Source organism: Mycolicibacterium mageritense, assembly GCF_010727475.1.
In the GTDB taxonomy this organism is placed as follows: Bacteria; Actinomycetota; Actinomycetes; order Mycobacteriales; family Mycobacteriaceae; genus Mycobacterium; species Mycobacterium mageritense.
The window spans coordinates 3,240,265-3,263,073 of record NZ_AP022567.1; the positions used below are offsets into that span (position 1 = coordinate 3,240,265).

General features: G+C 68.3%; 24 protein-coding genes. 13 read left to right on the forward strand and 11 right to left on the reverse strand.

Annotated elements, in window-relative coordinates; translation table 11 throughout:
- Positions 1–108: 108 nt before the first annotated feature.
- Genes G6N67_RS15445 through pip form a run of 4 tightly spaced genes read left to right on the forward strand, consistent with a single transcriptional unit; the run spans position 109 to position 4,187 of the window.
- Entirely contained in the window at positions 109–1,263 is a 1,155-nt protein-coding gene (locus G6N67_RS15445; protein ID WP_051578905.1) for an iron-containing alcohol dehydrogenase, read from the forward strand.
- Positions 1,260–2,582, forward strand: a complete 1,323-nt coding sequence (locus G6N67_RS15450; protein ID WP_036431715.1) for a MadS family sensor histidine kinase — start codon at positions 1,260–1,262, stop codon at positions 2,580–2,582. Before G6N67_RS15445 ends, G6N67_RS15450 begins: the two co-directional genes overlap by 4 nt.
- Positions 2,579–3,211, forward strand: coding sequence for a two-component system response regulator MnoR (gene mnoR / locus G6N67_RS15455; protein ID WP_036431717.1), 633 nt, complete (start codon positions 2,579–2,581; stop codon positions 3,209–3,211). Before G6N67_RS15450 ends, mnoR begins: the two co-directional genes overlap by 4 nt.
- 28 nt (positions 3,212–3,239) lie before the next feature.
- Positions 3,240–4,187 (forward strand): prolyl aminopeptidase, encoded by a 948-nt coding sequence (gene pip / locus G6N67_RS15460; RefSeq protein ID WP_036431720.1) that lies wholly within the window; start codon positions 3,240–3,242, stop codon positions 4,185–4,187.
- A gap of 165 nt (positions 4,188–4,352) precedes the next feature.
- On the opposite strand, the gene mftM is transcribed toward pip, so the two are convergent.
- Complete coding sequence (gene mftM / locus G6N67_RS15465; RefSeq protein ID WP_036431723.1) at positions 4,353–5,216, reverse strand: mycofactocin oligosaccharide methyltransferase MftM; 864 nt, start codon at positions 5,214–5,216, stop codon at positions 4,353–4,355.
- A 135-nt stretch (positions 5,217–5,351) separates the two neighbouring features.
- Between mftM and mftA the strand changes: the two genes are divergently transcribed.
- From mftA to mftD, 4 genes are read left to right on the forward strand one after another with little or no spacing between them, the layout of a single operon-like run.
- On the forward strand, positions 5,352–5,447 hold the full coding sequence (gene mftA / locus G6N67_RS15470) for a mycofactocin precursor MftA (protein WP_063835112.1): 96 nt from the start codon (positions 5,352–5,354) through the stop codon (positions 5,445–5,447).
- A 1-nt stretch (position 5,448) separates the two neighbouring features.
- Positions 5,449–5,709: a mycofactocin biosynthesis chaperone MftB gene (gene mftB / locus G6N67_RS15475; protein ID WP_036431726.1), complete on the forward strand. Its 261-nt coding sequence runs from the start codon at positions 5,449–5,451 to the stop codon at positions 5,707–5,709.
- Positions 5,706–6,857: a mycofactocin radical SAM maturase gene (gene mftC, locus G6N67_RS15480; protein ID WP_036431729.1), complete on the forward strand. Its 1,152-nt coding sequence runs from the start codon at positions 5,706–5,708 to the stop codon at positions 6,855–6,857. Before mftB ends, mftC begins: the two co-directional genes overlap by 4 nt.
- Positions 6,858–6,867: 10 nt before the next feature.
- The gene (gene mftD, locus G6N67_RS15485; RefSeq protein WP_036431731.1) at positions 6,868–8,034 is read left to right on the forward strand and encodes a pre-mycofactocin synthase MftD; all 1,167 of its coding nucleotides are present in this window, start codon (positions 6,868–6,870) and stop codon (positions 8,032–8,034) included.
- Here mftD and G6N67_RS15490 read toward each other — a convergent pair.
- Together G6N67_RS15490 and G6N67_RS15495 are read right to left on the reverse strand one after the other, a co-directional pair.
- Positions 8,031–8,714, reverse strand: coding sequence for a class I SAM-dependent methyltransferase (locus tag G6N67_RS15490; protein ID WP_036431733.1), 684 nt, complete (start codon positions 8,712–8,714; stop codon positions 8,031–8,033). The two genes, mftD and G6N67_RS15490, sit on opposite strands and share 4 nt — an antisense overlap.
- Positions 8,715–8,733: 19 nt before the next feature.
- Positions 8,734–10,203 (reverse strand): glutamate-cysteine ligase family protein, encoded by a 1,470-nt coding sequence (locus G6N67_RS15495; RefSeq protein WP_036431735.1) that lies wholly within the window; start codon positions 10,201–10,203, stop codon positions 8,734–8,736.
- A gap of 48 nt (positions 10,204–10,251) precedes the next feature.
- Here G6N67_RS15495 and G6N67_RS15500 point away from each other — a divergent pair, with 48 nt between their 5' ends.
- The gene (locus tag G6N67_RS15500; protein ID WP_036431738.1) at positions 10,252–11,385 is read left to right on the forward strand and encodes an acyltransferase family protein; all 1,134 of its coding nucleotides are present in this window, start codon (positions 10,252–10,254) and stop codon (positions 11,383–11,385) included.
- On the opposite strand, the gene G6N67_RS15505 is transcribed toward G6N67_RS15500, so the two are convergent.
- Complete coding sequence (locus G6N67_RS15505) at positions 11,382–12,143, reverse strand: class I SAM-dependent methyltransferase (protein ID WP_036431741.1); 762 nt, start codon at positions 12,141–12,143, stop codon at positions 11,382–11,384. The genes G6N67_RS15500 and G6N67_RS15505 overlap by 4 nt on opposite strands.
- A 50-nt stretch (positions 12,144–12,193) precedes the next feature.
- Here G6N67_RS15505 and glpK point away from each other — a divergent pair, with 50 nt between their 5' ends.
- On the forward strand, positions 12,194–13,726 hold the full coding sequence (gene glpK / locus G6N67_RS15510; protein WP_036431744.1) for a glycerol kinase GlpK: 1,533 nt from the start codon (positions 12,194–12,196) through the stop codon (positions 13,724–13,726).
- A 10-nt stretch (positions 13,727–13,736) separates the two neighbouring features.
- On the opposite strand, the gene G6N67_RS15515 is transcribed toward glpK, so the two are convergent.
- From G6N67_RS15515 to G6N67_RS38925, 3 genes are all read right to left on the reverse strand, one after another.
- Positions 13,737–14,417: a hypothetical protein gene (locus tag G6N67_RS15515; RefSeq protein ID WP_036431746.1), complete on the reverse strand. Its 681-nt coding sequence runs from the start codon at positions 14,415–14,417 to the stop codon at positions 13,737–13,739.
- 18 nt (positions 14,418–14,435) lie between these two features.
- Positions 14,436–15,188: a PadR family transcriptional regulator gene (locus tag G6N67_RS38920; protein ID WP_036431748.1), complete on the reverse strand. Its 753-nt coding sequence runs from the start codon at positions 15,186–15,188 to the stop codon at positions 14,436–14,438.
- Positions 15,189–15,272: 84 nt separating this feature from the next.
- Positions 15,273–15,785: a PadR family transcriptional regulator gene (locus tag G6N67_RS38925; RefSeq protein ID WP_036431751.1), complete on the reverse strand. Its 513-nt coding sequence runs from the start codon at positions 15,783–15,785 to the stop codon at positions 15,273–15,275.
- A gap of 57 nt (positions 15,786–15,842) precedes the next feature.
- Here G6N67_RS38925 and G6N67_RS15525 point away from each other — a divergent pair, with 57 nt between their 5' ends.
- Both G6N67_RS15525 and G6N67_RS15530 read left to right on the forward strand, forming a co-directional pair.
- A complete protein-coding gene (locus tag G6N67_RS15525) occupies positions 15,843–17,153 on the forward strand; it encodes a carotenoid oxygenase family protein (RefSeq protein ID WP_036431754.1) in 1,311 nt (436 codons plus the stop codon).
- Positions 17,154–17,168: 15 nt separating this feature from the next.
- A complete protein-coding gene (locus G6N67_RS15530) occupies positions 17,169–18,329 on the forward strand; it encodes a cation:proton antiporter (RefSeq protein ID WP_036431756.1) in 1,161 nt (386 codons plus the stop codon).
- Here G6N67_RS15530 and G6N67_RS15535 read toward each other — a convergent pair.
- Together G6N67_RS15535 and G6N67_RS15540 are read right to left on the reverse strand one after the other, a co-directional pair.
- Positions 18,295–19,227, reverse strand: coding sequence for an AraC family transcriptional regulator (locus G6N67_RS15535; RefSeq protein WP_036431759.1), 933 nt, complete (start codon positions 19,225–19,227; stop codon positions 18,295–18,297). The genes G6N67_RS15530 and G6N67_RS15535 overlap by 35 nt on opposite strands.
- 16 nt (positions 19,228–19,243) lie before the next feature.
- Positions 19,244–19,996 (reverse strand): methyltransferase domain-containing protein, encoded by a 753-nt coding sequence (locus G6N67_RS15540; protein ID WP_036431762.1) that lies wholly within the window; start codon positions 19,994–19,996, stop codon positions 19,244–19,246.
- Positions 19,997–20,083: 87 nt separating this feature from the next.
- Here G6N67_RS15540 and G6N67_RS15545 point away from each other — a divergent pair, with 87 nt between their 5' ends.
- Positions 20,084–20,563, forward strand: coding sequence for an anthrone oxygenase family protein (locus tag G6N67_RS15545; protein WP_036435290.1), 480 nt, complete (start codon positions 20,084–20,086; stop codon positions 20,561–20,563).
- A gap of 80 nt (positions 20,564–20,643) precedes the next feature.
- On the opposite strand, the gene lfrA is transcribed toward G6N67_RS15545, so the two are convergent.
- A complete protein-coding gene (lfrA, locus tag G6N67_RS15550; protein WP_036431764.1) occupies positions 20,644–22,173 on the reverse strand; it encodes an efflux MFS transporter LfrA in 1,530 nt (509 codons plus the stop codon).
- A 47-nt stretch (positions 22,174–22,220) separates the two neighbouring features.
- Positions 22,221–22,796, reverse strand: a complete 576-nt coding sequence (locus G6N67_RS15555) for a TetR/AcrR family transcriptional regulator (protein ID WP_036431766.1) — start codon at positions 22,794–22,796, stop codon at positions 22,221–22,223.
- Between the last annotated feature and the right edge of the window lie 13 nt (positions 22,797–22,809).

Consider the following 22,809-nt stretch of genomic DNA (forward strand, 5'->3'; position numbering starts at 1 on the left):
TGGTTGCGTCCGTCGACCGACGTAGGGTGGGGATGTTACTTGGATCACAAGGGAGTGCGCGAAGTGATAGCGCAGGCGGATATCGCGCCGGTGACGGTGCGCACGACGATGCCGACGCGGCTGCTGAAGTTTCATGCGCCCGAGATCGTGTTCGGCATCGATTCGATGGCCGAGGCTGCGCATGCCGCGGTCCGGCTGGGCGGGTTGCGGCCCCTGCTGGTCACGGATCCGGGGCTGATCGAGGCCGGCTGGGTGGACGAGCTCGTCGGGCATCTGCGCGCACAATGCGTCGAGGCGCACGTGTGGAGCGGCCTGACCCCCAACCCCAAGGACCACGAGATCACGGCGGGCCACGAGTTCTACCGGTCCCACGGTTGTGACGTGCTGATCGCGCTCGGCGGCGGATCGGTGATCGACGCCGCGAAAGGCATCGCGATCCTGTCGGCCAACGGTGGCGACATCCTGGACTACGCCGGCGTCGACAAGGCGACCATGCCGATCCCGCCGCTCGTGGTGCTGCCTTCGACGTCGGGCACGGGAGCCGACGTCTCACAGTTCTGCATCGTCACCGACACCACCCGCAACACCAAGATCACTATCCTGGGCCGGGCACTGGTGCCCGACATCACCGTGATCGACCCGCGACTGCTCACCACGATGCCCGAATGGCTCAACGCCGCAACGGGACTGGATGCACTGACGCACGGCATCGAGGCGTTCGTGTCGCTGGGGCACAACCAGCTGACCGATCACCACGCGCTGCGGTCGGTGATCATGGTGACCGAAAACCTGGTCACCACAATCGAACAGCCGCACGAGATGCCGGCCCGCGTGTTGATGGCGCAGGCCGCACTGGAAGCGGGCTTGGCGTTCACCAACGCGATCCTAGGGGCCGCCCACGCCATGAGCCATCAGGTCGGCGGCCTGCTGGATCTGCCGCACGGGGTCATCAACGGCGTGCTGCTGCCGCACGTGGTGCGCTTCAACGCCGAGGCGGACCCGGCCCCGTTCGCGACCATCGCGGCGTGCCTCGGCATCGCCGACAAACGCGCCCCGGAACGGGAATCCGCACTGGCCCTGGCAGATCGGCTGCAAGAGCTGGCCCGGCAGGTGGGCGTTCCACGCGGCCTGGCGGATCTGGGGGTGCGCGACACCGACGTGCCCGTGCTCGCCCGTAACGCGATGGCCGACGCGTGCATCACGACCAATCCGCGGCCTGCCGATGAGGCGCAGCTGCGCGCGCTGTTCCGGGCGGCGATGTGAGGGCGCCGGATCTGGAGCGACTGACCGGGGTTCGGTCCGGAAAGCCCACGTTCTACCCCGAGTTCCGCGTCGCGGCGCAGCGCACCGAGCGGGTCATCGCCGCGCTGGACGCCATATCGCGGGCCCTGGTGCAGACCGTCAACGGCCCGGAGAAACTCGTGCGCGCTGTGGCCGAGGCGGCCCGGACCCATCTGGGTGCCGAGTGGGTGCTGCTCGCACTCGCCGACGGCGCGCTGCCGGAGGCCCGGCCCCGGCACCTGATCCTCGACTCCGAGGGGAACGCGTACTCGTTCGAAGGGCTTTCCGGCGCAAAGCATCCGGTGCCGCACCTGCCCGACGCGGTGCTCAACCGGCTCAACGACATCCTGCGGGGTCAGCTGGCGCAGTTCCGGTTGCCCGTGATCGAGCCGCATCACGCGCACGTGCCGATCGAACTCGACGGTGGCGTGATCGGCGCGTTCGCGGCCTGGACACCCAACCATCGGACGCTCGACGGTACCGACGAAACCGTGATGCGAATCCTGTCCAACCAGACCGCGGTGGCGCTGCACAACTGCGAACTGTTCCAGCGCACGCAGAGCCTGCTGGCGCAGTCGGAGGCCCGCAACGCCGAGTTGCTGGCCACCCAGCGGGAACTCGGTGCGGTGCAACGCCATCAGGTGCTCGACTCGGAGCGCCACCGCATCGCACGCGAACTGCATGACAGCGTCGCGCAAACCGTGCTGTCGGCGGGCATGCAGATCGAGGTGTGCCGCAGCGAGATCGCCGCGCTCGGTGAGCGGGAACTCGTCGAGCGGCTCGACACCGCCAAGACCCTCACCCGGTCGGCCACCGAACAGCTGCGCTCGGCGATCTATGCCCTCAACCAGCCTGGCGACGCGGGCCGCTCGACGCTGCCCGAACTGCTGGAACAGCTTGCGACCGTACACATGCCCGAGGATCTGCGGGTCTCCTTGAAAGTCGAAGGGGCCGTGGCCGAACTGCCCAGCGAGGTGGAGCACGCGCTGCTGCGGGTGGCCGGCGAGGCGTTGTTCAACACCGCCATGCACGGCCATGCGACGCGGGCCATCGTGCGGCTGCGGTACCGGGCCGCCGCGGTCACGCTGTCGATCTCCGACGACGGCACGGGCGATCCGGAGAAGATCCGGTTGATGTTGCGGCTGGCCGACGCCACGGATGTCGACGGTCATCACCGCGGCCTGGCCAACATGCTGGCGCGCTGCCGTGAGCATCGCGGCACGTTCACCGTGCAGCGCTCGCGGATCGGCGGCGTGCGGGTGGTGGCGAGTATTCCCCGCGCGGAAGGGGTTCTGCGATGATCCGATTGGCACTGGTCGACGACCACGCGATCCTGCGGCAGGGCCTGCGCTCGCTGCTGGAACGCGAAGACGACCTGGTGGTCGTGGGCGAGGCGTCCACCGAACCGGAAGCCGAGGCGATGGTGGCCGCCGTCAATCCCGACGTGGTGCTTCTCGACCTGAAACTGTCGGCCGGCTCCGACTTCGAAGGTTTGTCGTTGTGTGCCAAGCTGTCCGGCACCTATCCCGATCTGGGTCTGCTGGTGCTCACGACGTTCCTCGACGAGGATCTGGTGGTGCGGGCCGTACATGCCGGGGCACGCGGCTACGTCGTCAAGGACGTCGACACCACCGAGCTGGTGCGGGCCATCCGCGCGATCTCGTCGGGGGACAGCGCGTTCGACTCGCGCAGTGCGGCCGCGGTCGTGCGCTCGCTGAGCGGGCGTACCCAGCCCCGTGAGCAGCTCACCGACCGCGAGCTCGAGGTGTTGCGGCTGCTGGCAACGGGCTTGTCCAACATCAAAATTGGCGAGAAGCTCTTCATCTCCGCGACCACCGCGAAGTTCCACGTCAGCAACATCATGCGCAAGCTCGACGTCAGCCGCCGCGCCGAGGCCGTGTACGCAGCGAGCAAGCGGGGCCTGATCTGACGCACCGCGGCGGGTACCGTCGGTCGATATGTATCCGCCGATCGAGGCCTACGACTCGGGCATGCTCGACGTCGGGGACGGAAACCGGGTCTATTGGGAGACCAGCGGCAATCCAGATGGAGTGCCTGCCGTGGCGCTGCACGGCGGCCCCGGCTCGGGCTGCGTGCCAGGTATGCGGCAGCTGTTCGACCCCCAGAAGTACCGCGTCGTGTTGTTCGACCAGCGCGGATGCGGCCGCAGCAGACCGTATGCCGGGGATCCGTCGGTCGACCTGCACACCAACACCACTGATCACCTGATCGCCGATCTGGAACTGCTGCGCGCCCATCTGCGTATCGACCGATGGGTCGTGGTCGGCTGGTCGTGGGGAACGACGCTGGCCTTGGCGTACGCCGAGCGGCACCCTGACCGGGTTGCGGCGCTCGTGCTGACCGCAGTCACCACCACGACACCACGCGAGGTGCAGTGGATCACGCGCGATGTCGGCCGGCTTTTCCCGGCCGAATGGGCCAGATTCCGGGCCGGCGCGCCCGAGGCCGACCGGGACGGCAGCCTGGTCGACGCGTACGCGCGGCTGCTCGCCGACGACGATCCGGCCGTGCGCGAGAAGGCTGCGCTGGACTGGTGTGAGTGGGAGGACAGCCACGTCAATCTCGGGCCTGAACCGCGGCACAGGCTCGTTGCCGCCACGCCCGAATTCCGGATGTGCTTCGCCCGCTTGGTCACCCATTACTGGCGCCATGCCGCGTGGCGCGGTGAAGGCGAACTGCTCAGCGGCGTCGCCGAAATCGCGCATATCCCGGCGGTGCTCATCCATGGCCGCCTCGATGTGAGCGGTCCACCCGACATCGCGTGGCAGTTGGCGCAGCGCTGGCCCGCGGCGCAGTTGCACATAGTGCCCGGCATGGGACACGAATCCGGCGGCGCGATGGGCGCGCTCGGCGTCGAGGCGCTGGACACGTTCGCAGCGCTTTGAGCACGCGCGCGGCTCTGCATGCTGCCTCCAGAACGCTGTGGCGAGTGTGCAGCCTGTCGCCGTCGATGTCGCGAATCTGACCCGAAAGGCTGCACGCTCGTCACAGCGTCTGGAACAGGACTACAACAGCCGAGATAACAGACCGCCAGTCGCAGCGCAGCAGCGCTACGCCAAATCCAATACCAGCCAGCCGCCGTGGTATTCGGACACGGTGGCGCGGATGCCGCCGGCGAGTTCGCCGAGCCGCGTCAGCTCACCGACGTCGAAGCGGCGGACATGCCCGTAGCACGCCTGCGGTTCGTCTTCGAACGGCACCGCGATGATCACGCGGCGGCGCGCCAACCGCACTGCCTCCGCGAGCACGGCAGCGCCTGCGTCGGTTGGCAGGTGTTCCAAAAGATGCAGGGCCGTCACGGTGTCGGCGACCCCGTCGGGCAACGGCACGCGCGCGGCATCGCACGCCACGGTGGCCACCGGCCGGCCCAGGCGCCCGCTGACCTGGCTCAGCAGGTCCATGGTCGGTGCACTGAGATCGGTTGCCGTGACGTGATATCCGGCGTGGCTCATCCGCAGCGGGAAAAACCCGAAGCACGATCCGAGGTCGAGCAGCCGCGTACCCGTGGTCAGCTCGGCCGCCCGCTCGTGGACGGCGGCGAATGCGGCGCGGCCGGATTCGAGCGCGGCGAGCGAATTGCGGTAGAAGCGCAACCACGCGGGCAGGCCTCCGTCGACCGTGGACCGCACGATGCCGGTGAAGACCCTCTCGAAATCTGGCTGACCGCGCAGCACTCCGCCGAGCTCGGCGGCCACCAGCACCGCGATCTCGTCGGACAGCTCGTCGGGCGTGAAATCGTGTTCGACGGTCAGGGCGTCACCGCGGCGATGCGCGCAGAACCTGGGCGTGCACACCGCGCCCGGGTGGTTCCGGTGCGGGCCGCGCCTTCTGCGGACCCGGACCCCGTGACTGCTCCATGTGCCGCGGGGTGCCGGCGCCAGTGGGTCGACTTCAGCAGGGCCGAGAATTGCCATGCCTACCAACGCTATTCGTTCAGACCTCCGAATACGCGCTCCGATCGGGTGAATCAGAACTGCCCGTTCGGCCAGTGTTCAGCCGCCGTGGCGTGGCCTAGCGTCAGTGGTGTCCGTCACACCTGGGAGGTTCCGATGCGTGCCAGCGAAAACACCACCGAAGTCACCGATCTCGTCGAAGAGACCCTCGTCGAAGAGGTCTTCATCGACGGCATGTGCGGGGTCTACTGACATGGAGTTCGACGTCGACGCACCGTGGCGGCTGCATTCGCAGGTCGCGGTGCGGCCCGAACCGTTCGGCGCGTTGCTGTACCACTTCGGCACCCGCAGGCTGTCGTTCCTCAAGAACCACACCGTGGTCGAGGTCGTGCGTTCGTTACCTGAACATCCCAGTGCCCGCGCCGCCCTGGAAACGGCAGGCGTCGACGCGAAACCCGCCTACACAGAAGCGCTTGCGGCCCTGGCCCACTCGCACATGCTGGTGACAACATGACCGCGGCCCTCACCGATCAGTTCGAACTCGGCCTGGCTGCCCCGATCTGCCTGACCTGGGAACTCACCTACGCGTGCAACCTGGCCTGCGTGCACTGCCTGTCGTCGTCCGGCCGCCGTGACCCGCGCGAGCTCAACACGCAGCAGTGCAAGGACATCATCGACGAGCTCGAACGCATGCAGGTGTTCTACGTCAACATCGGCGGCGGGGAACCCACTGTGCGGTCGGACTTTTGGGAGCTCGTCGACTACGCGACGGCCCACCACGTGGGCGTGAAGTTCTCGACCAACGGGGTGCGTATCACGCCCGCGGTCGCGGCCAAGCTTGCCGCGAGCGACTACGTCGACGTCCAGATCTCGCTGGACGGCGCGACGGCCGACGTCAACGATGCCGTGCGGGGCCGGGGCTCGTTCGACATGGCGATCCGCGCGCTGGAGAACCTCAAGTCCGCGGGCTTCAAGGACGCCAAGATCTCGGTCGTCGTCACGCGGCACAACGTGGAGCAACTCGATGATTTCAAGGCACTGGCGGATCGTTTCGGAGCGACCCTGCGGATCACCAGGCTGCGCCCGTCGGGGCGGGGCGCAGACGTTTGGGACGACCTGCACCCGACGCCACGTCAGCAGCGCCAACTCTACGACTGGCTGGTCGACAAGGGTGACCGTGTTCTTACCGGGGATTCGTTTTTCCATCTGTCGGCGTACGGCAGCGCGCTGCCCGGGTTGAACCTGTGCGGGGCGGGCCGCGTGGTGTGCCTGATCGATCCGGTGGGCGACGTCTACGCGTGCCCGTTCGCGATCCACGACAAGTTCCTGGCCGGAAACATCCTGTCCGACGGCGGTTTCGGTGCGGTGTGGCGGGATTCGGAGCTGTTCACCGAGCTGCGTAGCCCGACGACCGGTGGCGCCTGCGCCCGATGCGCGCACTTCGACTCGTGCCGCGGCGGTTGCATGGCCGCCAAGTTCTTCACGGGCCTGCCGATGGACGGGCCGGATCCCGAATGCGTGCAGGGCTACGGCCAGACCGCGCTCGACTCAGACCGCACGGTGCCGCGCCCGGCTGTCGACCACTCCCGGTCGCTGCCACTGACGGTGCTCAAGCAGCCCAGGCGGGTGTGCGACGTGAACCCGGTAAGCGAATTGCTGTGAGGAGCAGGACATGACATGGTTCGAGACGGTGGCCGAGGCTCAGCGCCGCGCCGCCAAACGGCTGCCCCCCAGCGTCTACAGCGCGCTGCTGGCAGGCTCCGAGAAGGGCACCACGGTCGCCGACAACACCGCGGCGTTCGCCGAACTCGGCTTCGCGCCGCACGTCGCGGGTCTGTCCGGCAAACGCGACATGGCCACAACCGTGATGGGACAGTCAATTTCACTGCCCGTCTTCATATCGCCGACCGGCGTGCAGGCCGTGCATCCCGACGGTGAGGTGGCGGTCGCCCGGGCCGCCGCGGCGCGTGGCACGGCGATGAGCCTGTCGTCGTTCGCGAGCAAGCCTATCGAGGACGTCGTCGCGGCCAACCCGCAGACCTTCTTCCAGATGTACTGGACCGGCAGCCGCGATCAACTCGTCGCCCGCATGGAACGGGCCAGGGCGGCGGGCGCCGTCGGCGTCATCGTCACCACCGACTGGTCGTTCTCCCACGGCAGGGACTGGGGCAGCCCCAAGATCCCCGAGAAGATGGACGTCAAAGCCATGCTGCGGTTCGCGCCGGAAGGCCTCCGGCGCCCCCGCTGGCTGCTCGACTTCGCGCGCACCGGCCGGGTGCCCGATCTCACCGCGCCGAACCTCGCCGAACCCGGTACGCCTGCGCCGACGTTCTTCGGGGCCTACGGCGAATGGATGGGCACGCCGCTGCCCACATGGGATGACATCGCGTGGCTACGCGAGCAGTGGGGCGGACCGTTCATGCTGAAAGGCGTCATGCGCGTCGACGACGCGAAACGGGCCGTCGACGCGGGTGTCACCGCGATCTCCGTGTCCAACCACGGCGGTAACAACCTCGACGGCACCCCGGCCTCGATCCGCGCCTTGCCCGCCATCGCCGACGCCGTCGGCGAGCACGTCGAAATCGTGCTCGACGGCGGCGTGCGGCGGGGCAGTGACGTGGTCAAGGCGGTCGCACTCGGCGCCCGCGCGGTCATGCTCGGCCGTGCCTACCTGTGGGGCCTGGCGGCCGGGGGCCAGACCGGCGTGGAGAACGTCCTCGACATCATCCGCGGTGGGATCGACTCCGCGCTGATGGGGCTCGGGCACTCGTCGGTGCACGATCTGAGCCCCGCCGACCTGGTGATCCCCGACGGGTTCGGCCGCGTGCTCGGGGTCTAGCTCGGCTTGTGCGCGGTCAGCAGGAAGGCCGGGAACTTGATGCGGCCCTTCTCGTCGTGATCGTGCTGCGGCAGCTCGAACGGGACGTCGGCGGGCAGCGCGACCGCGTTGGCGTGGATGAACGCGGGCCGGATGTCGTCGATCTCCCAGTACTTCGACACCGCCGCGCGCAGCTCGTCCTCGGTGACCTCGTTGGGCTTGGTCTCCAATTCGGCAGGGAACGCACCCTTGGCGAACACCAGCACGAAATAGCTCGCGCCAGGGGCCGACGCCCGCAGGATCGAGCTCAGGTACCCGTCGCGGCCCTCGACCGGCAGCGAGTGGAACAACGTGGAGTCGACGATGGTGTTGAACCGGCCGTCATAGCCGGTGAACGACGTGATGTCGCCTTGCACGAAGCTCGCGGTGTTCAGGTTGCGTTCCTGGGCCGCACGGTTGGCCGCGGCCACGGCCGTCGGGCTCAGATCCATCCCGACCACGGTGTAGCCGTCAGCGGCCAGCGTCAACGACAGTTCGGCGTGCCCGCACCCGGCGTCGAGCACGTCACTCCGGAACTTCCCAGCCCGATGCAGCGCAGCCAATTCGGGTTGTGGTTCACCGATGTTCCACGGTGGCGGCCCGCTGAACTCGCCCTCGCCCTTGTAAGCACTGTCCCAATCCAAGAGTCCGTCAGCAGTCATGAAATCCAACGTACCCGCGTCAGTCCCACGTGTGGACGGCCTCGTTGCTGTGCATCCGCTGCACATAGAGCCGCAGCATCTCGGCCAGAGCCTGTGGGCGTGCCAGGCCCCGTTCCTGCAGCGCCTGAACCGTCGCGACCTGCCACGACGCGCCCGTCCGGCCGGTTTTGGCGCGGCCTTCGATGACGCCGAGATACCGGTCGCACACCTCGCCGGCCACGCCCCAGCGGCGTAGGCCGTCATGGGCCAGCGGCAGCAGTTGCCGCAGCACCAACTCGTCGGGCGTCACCTCGCCCAGGCCGGGCCAGTACAGCCGCGCGTCCATGCCGTGCTGCGCGGCCTCCTGGAAATTGTGGTGGGCCGCAGCGAAACTCAGCTTGGTCCAGACCGGCCGGTCCTCCTCGGACAGGGTCCGCAGCAGGCCGTAGTAGAACGCCGCGTTGGCCATCATGTCGACCACGGTGGGCCCGGCGGGCAGCACGCGGTTCTCGACGCGAAGATGTGGCCGACCGTTCACGACGTCGTAAACCGGGCGGTTCCACCGGTACACGGTGCCGTTGTGCAGCCGTAACTCCGAAAGCCGCGGGGTGCGCCCGGCGGCCAGCTCAGCGGCTGGATCCTCGTCGGACAGCTCGGGCAGCAGCGACGGGAAGTAGCGGACGTTCTCCTCGAACAGGTCGAAGATCGACGTGATCCAGCGTTCGCCGAACCACACCCGCGGCCGCACGCCCTGCGTCTTGAGCTCGTCGGGCCGGGTGTCGGTGGCCTGCGCGAACAGCTCGATGCGCGTCTCGGCCCACAGCTGGTGACCGAAGAAATACGGTGAATTGGCCCCCACCGCCAGCTGCGGGCCCGCCAGCACCTGCGCGGCGTTCCAGTTGCGCGCGAAATCCGCCGGTGAGACCTGCAGATGCAACTGCATGCTGGTGCACGCGGATTCGGGTGCGATGGTCGCGGCCTGCAGCGACAGCCGCTCGGGTCCGGAGATGTCGATCGTCATGTCCTCACCGCGGGCGGTGAAGATCGAGTCGTTGAGCGCCTGATAGCGGGTCGATTCGCTCATCCAGCTGCCCGCCAGGTGCTCGGGCATGAGCGTCGGGAGGATGCCGACCATCACGATGTGCGAGCCGTCTTCGTTGGCCTTGACCTCGGCCGCGTTGAGGCTGGCCCGGACCTCGGTTTCCAGGTCCAGCGCGGCCCGGCCGGGCAGTGGGCGGGGCGGCACGTTGAATTCGATGTTGTAGGCGCCCAATTCGGTCTGATAGGCCGGATCGGCGATCGACGCCAGCACCTCCTGGTTGGTCATCGCAGGCTGGTAATCGCCGTCGACCAGGTTGCATTCGATCTCCATGCCCGTCAACGGCCGCTCGAACTCGAAGCTGGACTGCGCCAGCATGGTTTCGAACACGTCGAGACAGCGCTGCACTTTGCGGCGATACTCCTGACGGTGTGCCCGGGTGTACTCGGTGTTGCTGACCTCATCGCCCACACCGCGATGCAACAACGTCGGAGGCACGGTGCGCAGCAGAATGGCGAAATGACCTCAGCGGCCCAACCGGATCAGGGTGGGCTCGAACAAGTGGCCGGAGTCGACCGCGTCGCCGCGCTGACCGGCGTGCGCGCAGTGGCCGCGTTGACCGTGATGGGTACCCACGCGGCGTACGGCACCGGGCTGCTGTCACACGGTTACGTCGGCCTGCTCAGTGCGTGCCTGGAGATCGGCGTCGCGATCTTCTTCGTGCTGTCGGGACTGTTGCTGTTCCGGCCGTGGGTACGGGCTTTCGCCGAAGCGGACGACGCTCCGTCGGTGCGCCGCTACGCGCGCAGCCGGTTCCGCCGCATCATGCCCGCCTATGTGCTGACCGTGCTGCTGGTGTTCGGGGTGTACGAGTTGCGGCCCGTAGCGCCCAATCCGGGCCACACCTGGACCGGTCTGCTGCGCAACCTCACGCTCACGCAGATCTACAGCGACGACTACTTCACGCGGTACCTGCATCAGGGGCTGAGCCAGATGTGGAGCCTCGCGGTGGAGGTCGCCTTCTACGCGGTGCTGCCCGTGCTGGCGTACGGGTTGCTCGTGGTGTTGTGCCGCAGGCGGTTTCGGCCGGTCGTGCTGCTGGCCGGGCTGGCGGTGCTGGCTTCGGTCAGCCCCGTGTGGCTCATCGTCATGCACCGCACGGACTGGTTGCCCGTGGGGGCCGGCTCATGGCTGCCGCACTATCTGGCGTGGTTCGTGGGCGGGATGATGCTCGCGGTGCTGGCGGCGATGGGCGTGCGGTGCTATGCGCTGGCGGTGCTGCCGCTCGCGCTGGCCTGCTATCTCGTGGTGTCCACGCCGATAGCGGGTGTCACGACCGCGCTGACCCTCGACCTGTCCGCGGACCTGGCCAAGACCATGTTCTACGCCGTGATCGCGACGTTGGTGGTGGCACCGCTGGCCCTCGGCGACACCGGGTGGTACGCGCGGCTCATGGGCGGCACCCCGATGGTGCGGCTGGGTGAGATCTCCTACGAGGTGTTCCTGCTGCACGTCGTGGTGATGGACGTGGTGATGGAGCTGGTGCTGGGCTGGCCCGTCTACACCGGTTCGGCGGTCGTGCTTTTCGCGGTCACGTTGGCGTTCACGGTGCCTGCCGCGTGGCTGCTGCACCGGCTCACGCGGCCCCGCTAACCGCGCCGGGCGATCACGATCTGCGGCGAGTACAGGCCGCTGCGCAGTTCGAGCGTGATCGCGGGGTCCGCGTGCCGGGCGAGGCTACGCAACGCCGACGGGCTGTAGCAGCGCAGTGAGCTGATGATGCCGTCGTGCACGAACGGCAGGAACGGAGCCGCGGGCAGCATGGTCGCGAGCCGCAGCAGGTGCAGCGGGGCAGGCGGCCGCGGCAGGTCGATGATCAACAGCGTGTCGGCCACGCGCGTGCCCTCCGCGAAAACGCGGGATGCCTGCGCGGGCGGCAGGTGGTGGAACGACAGCGCGAACACCGCGAGGTCGTAACTGCCGTCGGCGGCGTCGATTTCGGTGGCATCAACGTGGGCGACGCGCGCGCGGCGATGGCTGCCGAGGTCGCCCGCGGCGATCTGGGCCACGGAGTCGGCGTCGACGTCGGATACCGTCACATGCGCGGACGGATGGTCCTGCAGCAGTTGCCGGGACAGTCCGCCGTGCCCGGCGCCGAGCTCCAGGATCCGCGGATCGGCGACGTCGGCGAGCAGCTCGAGGGCGATCGCGGCGAACCGTTCGTGGGTTTTGAAGAACCGGCCGGTCCAGTCCAGGGCTTCGATCACCTGCCGTTTGGTCGCGTCGTCGACGTCGTCGCGGTCGAGGTATTCGGGCCGGTCGGTCTCCAGCAAGCGATCCAGGCACGACGCATCGAACCCGCCTCGGGGCATGCGCGCGATATCTGCGGTGTGGCCGGCCATGTAAGCCATGATGGACGTTTCGGAGGGCAGGAGCGAAAGCGACCCGGGAAAGGACCACTGTGGCCGACTTTGTCGCAGCAATCGACCAGGGCACCACCAGCACGCGTTGCATGATCTTCGACCATTCGGGTGCCGAGGTGGGCCGCCACCAACTCGAACACGAGCAGATCCTGCCGAGGGCAGGGTGGGTCGAGCACAATCCCGTGGAGATCTGGGAACGCACGGCCGCGGTGATCATGACCGCGCTCAACAGGACCAACCTGAGCCACGGCGATCTCGCGGCCCTCGGCATCACCAATCAGCGCGAGACGTCGCTGGTGTGGAACCGGCGTACCGGACGGCCGTACCACAACGCGATCGTCTGGCAGGACACGCGCACCGACCGGATCGCGGCCGCGCTGGACCGCGACGAGCGGGGCCAGACCATCCGGCGCAAGGCCGGGCTGCCGCCCGCCACCTACTTCTCTGGCGGCAAGCTGCAGTGGATCCTGGAGAACGTCGACGGCGTGCGCGCCGACGCCGAGAAGGGCGACGCGATCTTCGGTACCGCCGACAGCTGGGTGGCCTGGCAGCTGACCGGGGGGACGCGCGGCGGTGTCCATGTCACCGACGTCACCAACGCCAGCCGCACCATGCTGATGAACCTGGAGACCCTCGACTGGGACGATGAGTTGTTGTCGTTTTTCGGGATTCCGCGTCAGATGCTGCCCGAGATCAAGCCGTCGTCGCACCCCGACGCGTACGGTGCGACCACGAGCACCGGCCCGATGGCCGGTGAGGTGCCGCTGACCGGCATCCTCGGCGATCAGCAGGCCGCGATGGTCGGGCAGGTGTGTCTGCAGGCTGGGGAGGCCAAGAACACCTACGGCACAGGCAATTTCCTGCTGCTCAACACCGGCGAGAACATCGTGCGGTCCGACAACGGTCTGCTGACCACGGTGTGTTACCAGTTTGCGGCCAGAGACGGGAGCCCAGCGAAACCGGTTTACGCGCTTGAGGGTTCGATCGCCGTCACCGGATCGGCCGTGCAGTGGCTGCGCGATCAGCTGGGCATCATCAGCGGCGCGTCGCAGAGCGAGTCGCTGGCCCGCCAGGTCGCCGACAACGGCGGGGTGTACTTCGTGCCCGCGTTCTCGGGGCTGTTCGCGCCGTACTGGCGCTCGGACGCACGCGGCGCGATCGTCGGGCTCTCGCGGTTCAACACCAACGCCCATCTGGCGCGCGCGACGCTCGAGGCGATCTGCTACCAGAGCCGCGACGTGGTCGATGCCATGGAGGCCGATTCCGGTGTGCACCTTGAGGTTTTGAAGGTCGACGGCGGCATCACCGCCAACGCGCTGTGCATGCAGATCCAGGCCGACGTTTTGGGGGTCGACGTGGTCAAGCCCGTGGTCGCGGAGACCACCGCGCTCGGCGCGGCATATGCGGCCGGGTTGGCGGTCGGTTTCTGGGACAGCGCCGATGATCTGCGGGCGAACTGGCAGGAAGGCCAGCGGTGGAGCCCGCAGTGGAGCTCTGAGCAACGCGCCGACGGCTATGCGGGCTGGCGGAAAGCCGTTCAGCGCACGCTGGATTGGGTCGACATCGAGTGATGCGTGCCCGTCATCGCTGCGACGGGCACTCCGTGCGGATCGCCACGAGCTGGTCCTGGATCTTGGTGCCGAGGATGGCGTGGCGGGCCTTGTCGCCTGACCGTTCGGCATCGGCGATCTGTCTTGCCAGGTCGGCGATGGTGCGGGCGGATTCTGCGACAGAGCCCGAGGTCACCTGCTGGGCTTGCTCGCCGATCACCTTGGCCCATTCGTCGTAGTCGCCGCTCGTCGGGCCCTGGCCCGCAGGAGCCATCGAGGGCACGAGCGCACCCGCGGTGGCAGTGCTGACCTGCATGAGAGATTTCACCTGCCGGCAGCCGGCGCCGTTGTAGTACGCCCACGTGATCGAGCCGATGAGGACGACGACCGCGGCGACGGCCGCCGTCGTTGCCCGCCACCGCGTGCTGTGGTCGGCGTCCAGCACCAGCCTGCGCCACAGGACGTGCGCGACGGTCACGGCGGCGAACCCGAACGCGCCGATGATGAGAACCTCGTAGAGCTGTCCGCCCGAGCTCGCGGTCTGCGTCGCGAACCACGTCGACAGGGCCGCGACCAGCACCAACAGCAACTGCCAGAACCCGCGCCTGCGTTCGTAGGCGTCGACATCGCGGAACTGGACTCCGATGATGGCACCCGCCGCGGTCAAGACCGCGACGAGTGCCGGTACTGCGACGGTGACGAGGCTGTCCACGGAGGGCAGCCTACGGGCTCACTCCTCGCCGAGGATTTGGTAGATCTCGCGGCGGGCGTTGTTGACGATGTCGACGATGCGCTGTTGTTGCTCCTCGTTGGCGGTGTACGCCGACTGCGCGACGGCGCCCATCAACTGGCCGACCGCTCCGCGCAACTTGAGGGCGTTCGGGGCCTCATCTTCCAGGTCTTCGGTGATCTGCGTCCACGGAGGCGTGTCGACCTTCTCGGCGGCCTCGCGTCCCTCGGCGGTGAGTTCGAACAGCTTCTTGCTGCCCTCGGCCTCGGTGGCCGCGATCAGACCCTCGTCGACCAGCAGCTGCAGCGTCGGGTAGACCGAGCCGGGGCTGGGGCGCCAGAGGTTCTGGCTGCGTTCGGCGATCTCCTGGATCATCTCGTAGCCGTGCATGGGTCGTTCGGTCAGCAGCGCCAGGATCGCGGCGCGGACATCACCGCGCCGGCCTCGCCTGCCGCGGCCGGGTCCGCCGCCTCGACGGCCGCGGGGCCCGGGGCCGAAACCGAACCCGAAGCCGCCACGCGGGTCGAAGCCGAACTCGAAGCCGCCGCGTCCGGGGCCGAAGCCGGGGCTGAACCCGGTCTCGCAGCTGGGGTCGACGCCCTGTTCGCGGGCCTCGTGGACGTGGGCGCGCATCTGCTCGCGCAACTCGCGGCGGGCCGCGCGGCGCTGGTGGTGCATGGCGCGGCGGGCGGCGTGGTCACCCGGGCCGAACCCGAATCCGAAGCCGCCTGGTGGTGTGAATGGGGTGCTCATATGGCAAGTCCTCCGGTCTGAGGGAAGCGCCGAGTGCGCTTCCGATACGTTAACGATATATCGGAAGCTATCGCGATGCAACGATTATTTGTCGAGCCGCGCGGCGACGTCTCGGGCCCACTGGGCCTGCATGGCGTTGAAGCGCAGGCCGTATTCGAGGGCTGCGTGCCCATAGGTGTCCTCGTCGGCGTCCCAGTCGATCGAGGCCTCCAGCTGTTTGAGGCGCTCGACCTCGGATTCTGAATGGTGGGCCAGGCCGAGGAGGTGGGCGCGCGCCTGGTCTCGCGGAAGTTCGTCCAACAGGAAGATCCGCAGCAGCCCCGCGCTGCGCTCGGGCGGGTCGTCGGCCGGATTGGTGATCCAGCGCAGCAGTTCGGCGCGGCCCGCCTCCGTGACCCGGTATTCCTTGCGGCCGCGCGGGCCGACGGCCGACGCCTCGATGAGCCCGGCGCCGGCCAGCTTGTTCAGCTCGCCGTAGAGCTGGCTCTGGGTGGCCGGCCACACGTTCGCCATCGACTTCTCGAAGCGTCTCAGCAGGTCGTACCCGCTGCCGGGGTGCTGGGCCAACAGGCCGAGTGCCGCCATTCGCAGACTCATGCGAGCATCCTAACCTCCAATATTGACATGTCAGTTGTGGAATGTCACTGTTGAGCCATGACTTCAGCCCTGCCGATTGGCGAAACCGAATTCTTCCGGCGCGGCAACTACGCGCCTGTCGCAGACGAACTCACCGAATACGACCTGCCCGTCGACGGCGCGATCCCGCCCGAACTCGATGGCTGGTACCTGCGCAACGGGCCGAACCCGCGCCAGGCCACCGCGCACTGGTTCACCGGTGACGGCATGATCCACGGCGTCCGGATCGAGGGCGGTGCGGCCAAGTGGTACCGCAACCGATGGGTGCGCACCGACAGCTTCATAGAGGACTTCCCGCTCTACAACGCCGACGGCACCCGCAACCTGCGCGCCGCGGTCGCCAACACCCACGTGGTCAACCACGCCGGGAAAACCCTCGCGCTCGTGGAATCGTCGCTGCCCTACGAGATCACGAACGATCTGGAAACCGTGGGGGCCTACGACTTCGGCGGAAAGCTCGTCGACTCGATGACGGCCCACCCCAAGATCTGCCCGACGACGGGCGAACTGCACTTCTTCGGCTACGGCAGCATCTTCGAGCCCTACGTCACCTACCACCGTGCCGACGCCAACGGGGAGCTGACCATCAACCGGCCCGTGGACGTCAAGGCGCACACCATGATGCACGACTTCGCGATGACGTCGGGGCACGTGATCTTCATGGACCTGCCTGTGGTCTTCGACCTCGACGTCGCGATCAAGGGTGAAGGTGACATGCCCTACCGGTGGAGCGACACGTACGGGGCCCGCCTCGGTGTGCTGCGCCGCGACGACCCGTTCGGCACGATCCGTTGGTTCGACATCGAACCGTGCTACGTGTTCCACGTCGCCAACTCCTTCGATTCTGGCAATTCGATTGTGCTGCAGGCAGTTCGCTATCCCGAGCTGTGGCGTAACGACGGCGGTTTCGACGTCGAAGGCGTGCTGTGGGAATGGCGGATCGACCTGACCGCGGGCACCGTCAGCGAACGTCAGCTCGACGACCTCGGCGTGGAGTTCCCGCGCATCGACGACCGGTTGGCCGGCCTGGACGCGCGCTACACCGTCGCGGTCGGCGGCAGTTCGTGGCTGCGTTACGACCTGAGCACCGGTGCGGCCGTGCGGCACGATCTCGGTACCGGCGGGCCGGGGGAGGCCGTGTTCGTGCCGGGTGCCGGTGCCGCCGACGAGAGCAACGGCTGGTACCTCGGATATGTCTACGACCCCGAACGTGACGGCAGCGACCTGGTGATCCTCGACGCCACTGACTTCGGGGGCAAGCCCGTCGCGAGAATCAAACTGCCGCAGCGTGTTCCCTACGGTTTTCACGGCAACTGGATCACCGGGTAAGTAATGTGACCGGCCATGGCCGGTTTCGGGTTTCCCACACTGGCGCTGATCACGGTGATCGGGCTGACCGGTCCGGCGCTGGCGGCGGTGCCGCGGCTGCGCGTCCCGGTGGTGATCGGTGAGCTGACCGCCGGGATCGTGGTGGGCAGAACCGGATTCGGCATCGTCGACCCCAGCGACCCGACCTTCACGCTGCTGGCCAACATCGGGTTCGCGCTCGTGATGTTCGTCGTCGGTACCCACGTTCCGGTCCGCGACACCACGCTGCGTTCCGCGCTGCCGAAGGCCCTGCTGCGCGCGGTACTGGTGGGAGCGGTCGCGGCCGCGCTCGGTGTGGTCATCGCCCGCGTGTTCGGCACGGGCCACGCGGCGCTGTACGCCGTGGTGATGGCGTCGTCATCGGCAGCCCTCGCGCTGCCGGTGATCGACGGCCTACGCCTGCAGGGGCCGAATGTGCTGTCGGTGACGGCACAGATCGCCGTGGCGGACACGGCATCGATCGTGCTGCTGCCCTTGGTGATCGACATCGAGCGGGCCCCGCGTGCGGCGCTGGGCGCCTTGGCCATCGCGGGCTGCGCGGGCGTGCTCTTCGTCGTGCTGCGGACCGGCTACACGCGGGCGTTGCGCCGCCGCCTGCATCACTACTCCGCGAAGCACAAGTTCGCGCTCGAGCTGCGGTTCAGCCTCATCTTCCTGTTCGGGCTTTCGGCGATCGCGCTGACCACGCACGTCTCGATCATGCTCGCCGGTTTCGCGCTCGGTCTGGTGGTGTCGGCGATCGGGGAGCCGCGTCGGCTGGCCAGGCAGTTGTTCGGCATCACCGACGGGTTCTTCGGCCCGCTGTTCTTCGTCTGGCTCGGCGCGTCGCTGCAGGTGCGCGAACTGGCCGACCACCCCGAATTCATCTGGCTCGCGGTGGCTTTGGGGGTCGGTGCGGTGCTCGCGCATGCCGTGGGCGTGGTGCTGCGCCAGCCCGTGACGCTCGCGGTGTTCTCGGCCGCGCAGCTGGGTGTGCCGGTCGCGGCGGCCACGCTGGGCACCGAGCAGCACCTGCTGGCGCCCGGCGAACCGTCGGCGTTGATGCTCGGCGCATTGGTGACGATCGCGAGCACGTCGGTCACCGGTGCCCTCGCCGCGCGGGTCAACCGACCCGTTCCCGATGTTCGTTCGGGCTGACCCCGTACGACCGCTTGAACGCGCTGCTCAGCGCGAACGGGGTGGAGTAGCCGACCTGCCGGGCCACCACGGCGATCGTGGTGTCGCTGCCGCGCAGCAGATCGGCCGCGAGCGCCAGGCGCCAGCCGGTGAGGAACGCGATCGGCGGTTCGCCGACCTGATCGGTGAACCGCCGGGCGAACACCGCCCTCGAACATCCCACGGCCGCTGCGAGATTGGCGACGGTCCACGGATGGGCCGGGTTGTTGTAGATCAGTTTGAGCGCGGGCCCGACAACGGGATCCTGCTCTGCCTGCCACCACGCGGGCGCGTTGCCGTCGCGGTCGAACCACGTGCGCAGCACGGCGATCAGCAGCACGTCGAGCAGCCGGTCCAGGTAGGCCTCCTGGCCGGGCCCGTCGCGGCCTGCCTCGACCGACAGCAGATCGATCAGCGGGGTGTCCCACTCGTCCGCGCGCAGCACCAGCACGGCCGGGAGCGCGTCGAGCAGGCGCGCGCTGACCTCGCTGCGGCCCTCGTACGCGCACACGATCGATTCCGCGGCACCCGCCGCGCTGTTACCCCAGCTGCGCAGCCCGAGCGACATCTCGAAGTGCAGATCCTCGCCCGACAGCGTCGTGCACCGCTGCCCGGGATTGATCACGACGCTCGGCGGCGTGGCCGGATCGTCGGCGAACACATAGTTTTCGGTGCCGCGGGTCAGCGCGACATCGCCGGGCCCGAGCCGCAACGTGCCGCTGTGGTCGCCGGCGATCACGGCGTATCCACGGGTCTGGCAGATCAGCGCCAGTGGGGCCTCGTCGCGGATCGCGAGGGACCAGGGCGGATCCATGCGCGACCGCAGTACGAACGCGCCCCGCGCGCGTACCCCGTCGAGCAGTCCGACCAGGGCGTCCACCTCGGTAGGGTAACGCTCAATCGGGCTTGCGGGCCTCGATCAGGTGACGCGACGAGTGCGCGACGAACGAACCGTCGGCCTCGATCTTGCGGTGCAGCGCGGCGAGCTTGTCGCGGTGGTCGTCGACCGTGAACCCCGGCACGATCCAGATCACCTTGCGCAGGAAGTACACCACGGCGCCGATGTCGAAGAACTCCATCTTCAGGCGCTCGGCACGCAGGTCGACGATGTCGAGGCCGGCGGCCCGCGCCGCAGCGGACTCGGATTCGGGGTCGCGGACCCTCCGGGCTTCGGGCTGTGGCCCGAGGAAGAACTCCGTCAGCTCGAAAACGCTTGCGGGGCCGACATGTTGGGCGAGATAGGTGCCGCCAGGTACCAGCACGCGGGCGATCTCGTCCCACCATACCGTGGCCGGGTGCCGGCTCAGCACCAGCTCGAACGCCGCGTCGGCGAACGGCAGCGGCGGCTCGTCGGGATCGGACACCACCACGACCCCGCGCGGCCCCAGCAGCCGGGTCGCGCGGTCGAGGTTGGGCGGCCACGATTCGGTGGCCGCCATGGTCGGCGGGAACGTCGCGGCGCCGGCAAGCACCTCACCGCCGCCGGTCTGGATGTCGAGCGCCGAGGACACCGTCGTCAACCGCCGGCTCATCAAGCGCTGATAGCCCCACGACGGCCGGGCCTCGGTGGCGCGGCCGTCCAGCCACGTGAAGTCCCAACCGGCCACGGGTGCCGCGTCGGCCTCGGCCACCAAATCGTCGAACGTCATCGACCCATCTTGGCAGTGAGACGATCACGTATGGAATCGGGATTCTCGGCGATGGAACGTCTCACGTCGGAGTCGTTGACTAAAGCCATGACCATCAGCCCCGTCGTCGTCCTCACCGCAGCCGCAGCCCTCGGCAGTGCCGCCTCCGGTGGGATCTTCTACGTGTTCTCCACCTTTGTGATGCGCGGCCTGGACCGTACCGGCCCGGTCGACGCGATCACGGCGATGCGCGGCATCAACGCCGAGGCCAACGCCAACGCGCCGTTCCTGCTGTTCCTGTTCGGGTCCGCATTGCTGTCACTGATCGTCGGCGTGCTCGCGGTGGCCCGGATCGGCAGGCCGGGCAGCTGGTTCCTGCTGGCCGGCGCGATCTTCGGGATCCTCGGCGTCATCGTCACGATGCTGTTCAACGTGCCGCTCAACAACCATCTCGACAAAGTCGACCTGGCCGATGCCGCGGCCGAATGGCAGGCCTACTTCAGCACCTGGACCGCGTGGAACCACGTGCGCACCGTCTCGGGGTTCGTCGGCGCGGTCCTGCTGCTGATCGGCATGCGTTACCGCTAGCTTTCTCCTGCCGAGCAGACGCGCAAGTACCCGGGAACGCGCTTTCCCGGGTACCGCCACGTCTGCTCGCGGGAGAAGTGTCACCGCTGAGGCTGCCTGCGGAAGGCAGCTGCGACGATCCCGGCCGCGGTCAGCGCGAGCGTCGCCGCGATGAGCGCGGTTGGCGCGATGCCGGAGTCGAATGCCGTGCGGGCCGAATCCAGCAGGCGCTGAGCGACTTCGGCGGGCAGATCCGCGGCCACCGCGGTGGCGCCGCCGATGCTCTCACCGGCGTCGGCGGCCTGCGCCGGGGTCAACCCGGCAGGCACCTCGATGTTGTTGCGGTAGAACGCCGTGAAGATCGTGCCGAGCGTCGCGGTGCCGATCACCGCGCCGAGCTCGTATGCGGTCTCGGAAACCGCGGACGCCGCACCGGCTTTCGCCGCGGGCACCGAGGCCACGATGGTGTCGTTGGACACCGTCTGCGAAACGCCGACACCCAGTTCGAGCACCACGAACGACACGATGACGGCCACCACCGAAAGGTCGTGGCGGAACGCCAGGATCATGCCGAACCCGGCCGCGACGAACACCAGGCCGAAGATCATCAGGGTGTTCGGCGCGAACCGCTTGGCGGCCTTCACCACCGCCAGACCCGCGATCATCGACACCACCGCGCCCGGCAGCGTCACCAGACCGGCCGCGAGCGGCGACAGGCCCAGCACCAGCTGCAGGTGCTGCGAGATGAAGAAGATGAACCCGATCAGGCCCACGATCGACAGGAAGTTCGCCAGGATCGACGCGCTGAACGGCGCGTACGAGAACAGCCCGATGTCGAGCATCGGTGTGGCACTGCGATTCTGCCGGCGCACGAACAGCACGCCGGAGACGATGCCGATCGCGAACGCCGCGACGACACCTGCCGAGAAACCGTCGTGCGCCGCGGTTTTGATCGCCCACACGACCGGCAGCATCGCGGTGAACGACAGCGTCACGCTCAGCAGATCCAGCGGGCCCGGATTCGGGTCACGCGATTCCGGCACCAGCTTGGGGCCGAGCACGAGCAGCGGCAGCAGGATCGGCACCGCCACGAGGAACACCGAGCCCCAGTGGAAATGCTGCAACAGTGCGCCGCCGACGATCGGGCCGAGCGTCGAGCCCGCCGTGAAGCACGACGCCCAGATGGCGATCGCGAGCCGGCGCGCCGACGCGTCGACGAAGATGTTGCGGATCAGCGACAGCGTCGACGGCATGAGCATCGCGCCGAACACGCCGAGCGCGGCACGCGCGGCGACCAGGTAGGCCGCGCTCGGCGCGAAAGCCGCGGCGGCCGAGACGATCGCGAAGCCCGTCGCGCCGATGAGCAGCAGACGGCGCCGGCCGAACCGGTCGCCGAGGCCGCCCATGGCGACCAGCAGTGCGGCCAGCACGAGCGAGTAGACGTCGACGATCCAGAGCTGGGTGGACGCCGCGGGACGCAGATCCTCGGCGATCATCGGCAGCGCGAAGGCCAGCACGGTGTTGTCGACCGCGATCAACAACACCGGCAGGGTCAGGACTGCCAGTGCAACCCAGGCGCGCCTGGGGGTGGTAGTGGGTGTCGATGGTGTGCCATCGATGCAGGTGGACACGGGAGTAGCTCCTGTAGTGCGAGAAAAATGGTGCGGCGCTTGGAAATTCAGGCGCGCGGCAGGTGGATGGTGCCGGAGGTGAGGCTGCTCATGATGGCGTCGACGATCTGGTGGCGGGGCGTGCCGTCCTGTTTGGCGGCTTCGTACCCGGCCTGCAGCAACGCCCAGAACACGCGTCGGGCCCATCCGGGGGGATATTCGGGTCGGTCGCACGAGGCCCGGTTGAGTACCTCGACGATGGCCTCGTCGCCGGTGTCCAGGTAGGCCGCCAGCTCGGGATCGGCCAGGATCGTGGGCTCGCTGTAGACGAAGAGCACGATGGGGCCGAGGTCGAGCTGGCTCTCCACGACGCGGCGCAGGGCCGCGTCGGGTGGGCCGTCGGCGGGGTCGGCGCGTTCGATCGCGGCGTTGCTCAGCTCGTGGACGTGCCGGGCGAGCGCGCGCAGCAGGTCGGAGCGTTCCGGGTAGTACCGGTGCACCGTGCTGCGGCCGACGCCTGCCGCACCGGCGATATCGGCGAGCGCGGCGGTCGGTTGGTCAGCCAGCACCGTCATGGCGGCGTCGAGGATCGCCTTGCGGGTCCGCTCACGCGGCCCACTGTGCGTCACTACCTGGCTGGTCATGCCTCAGAATATA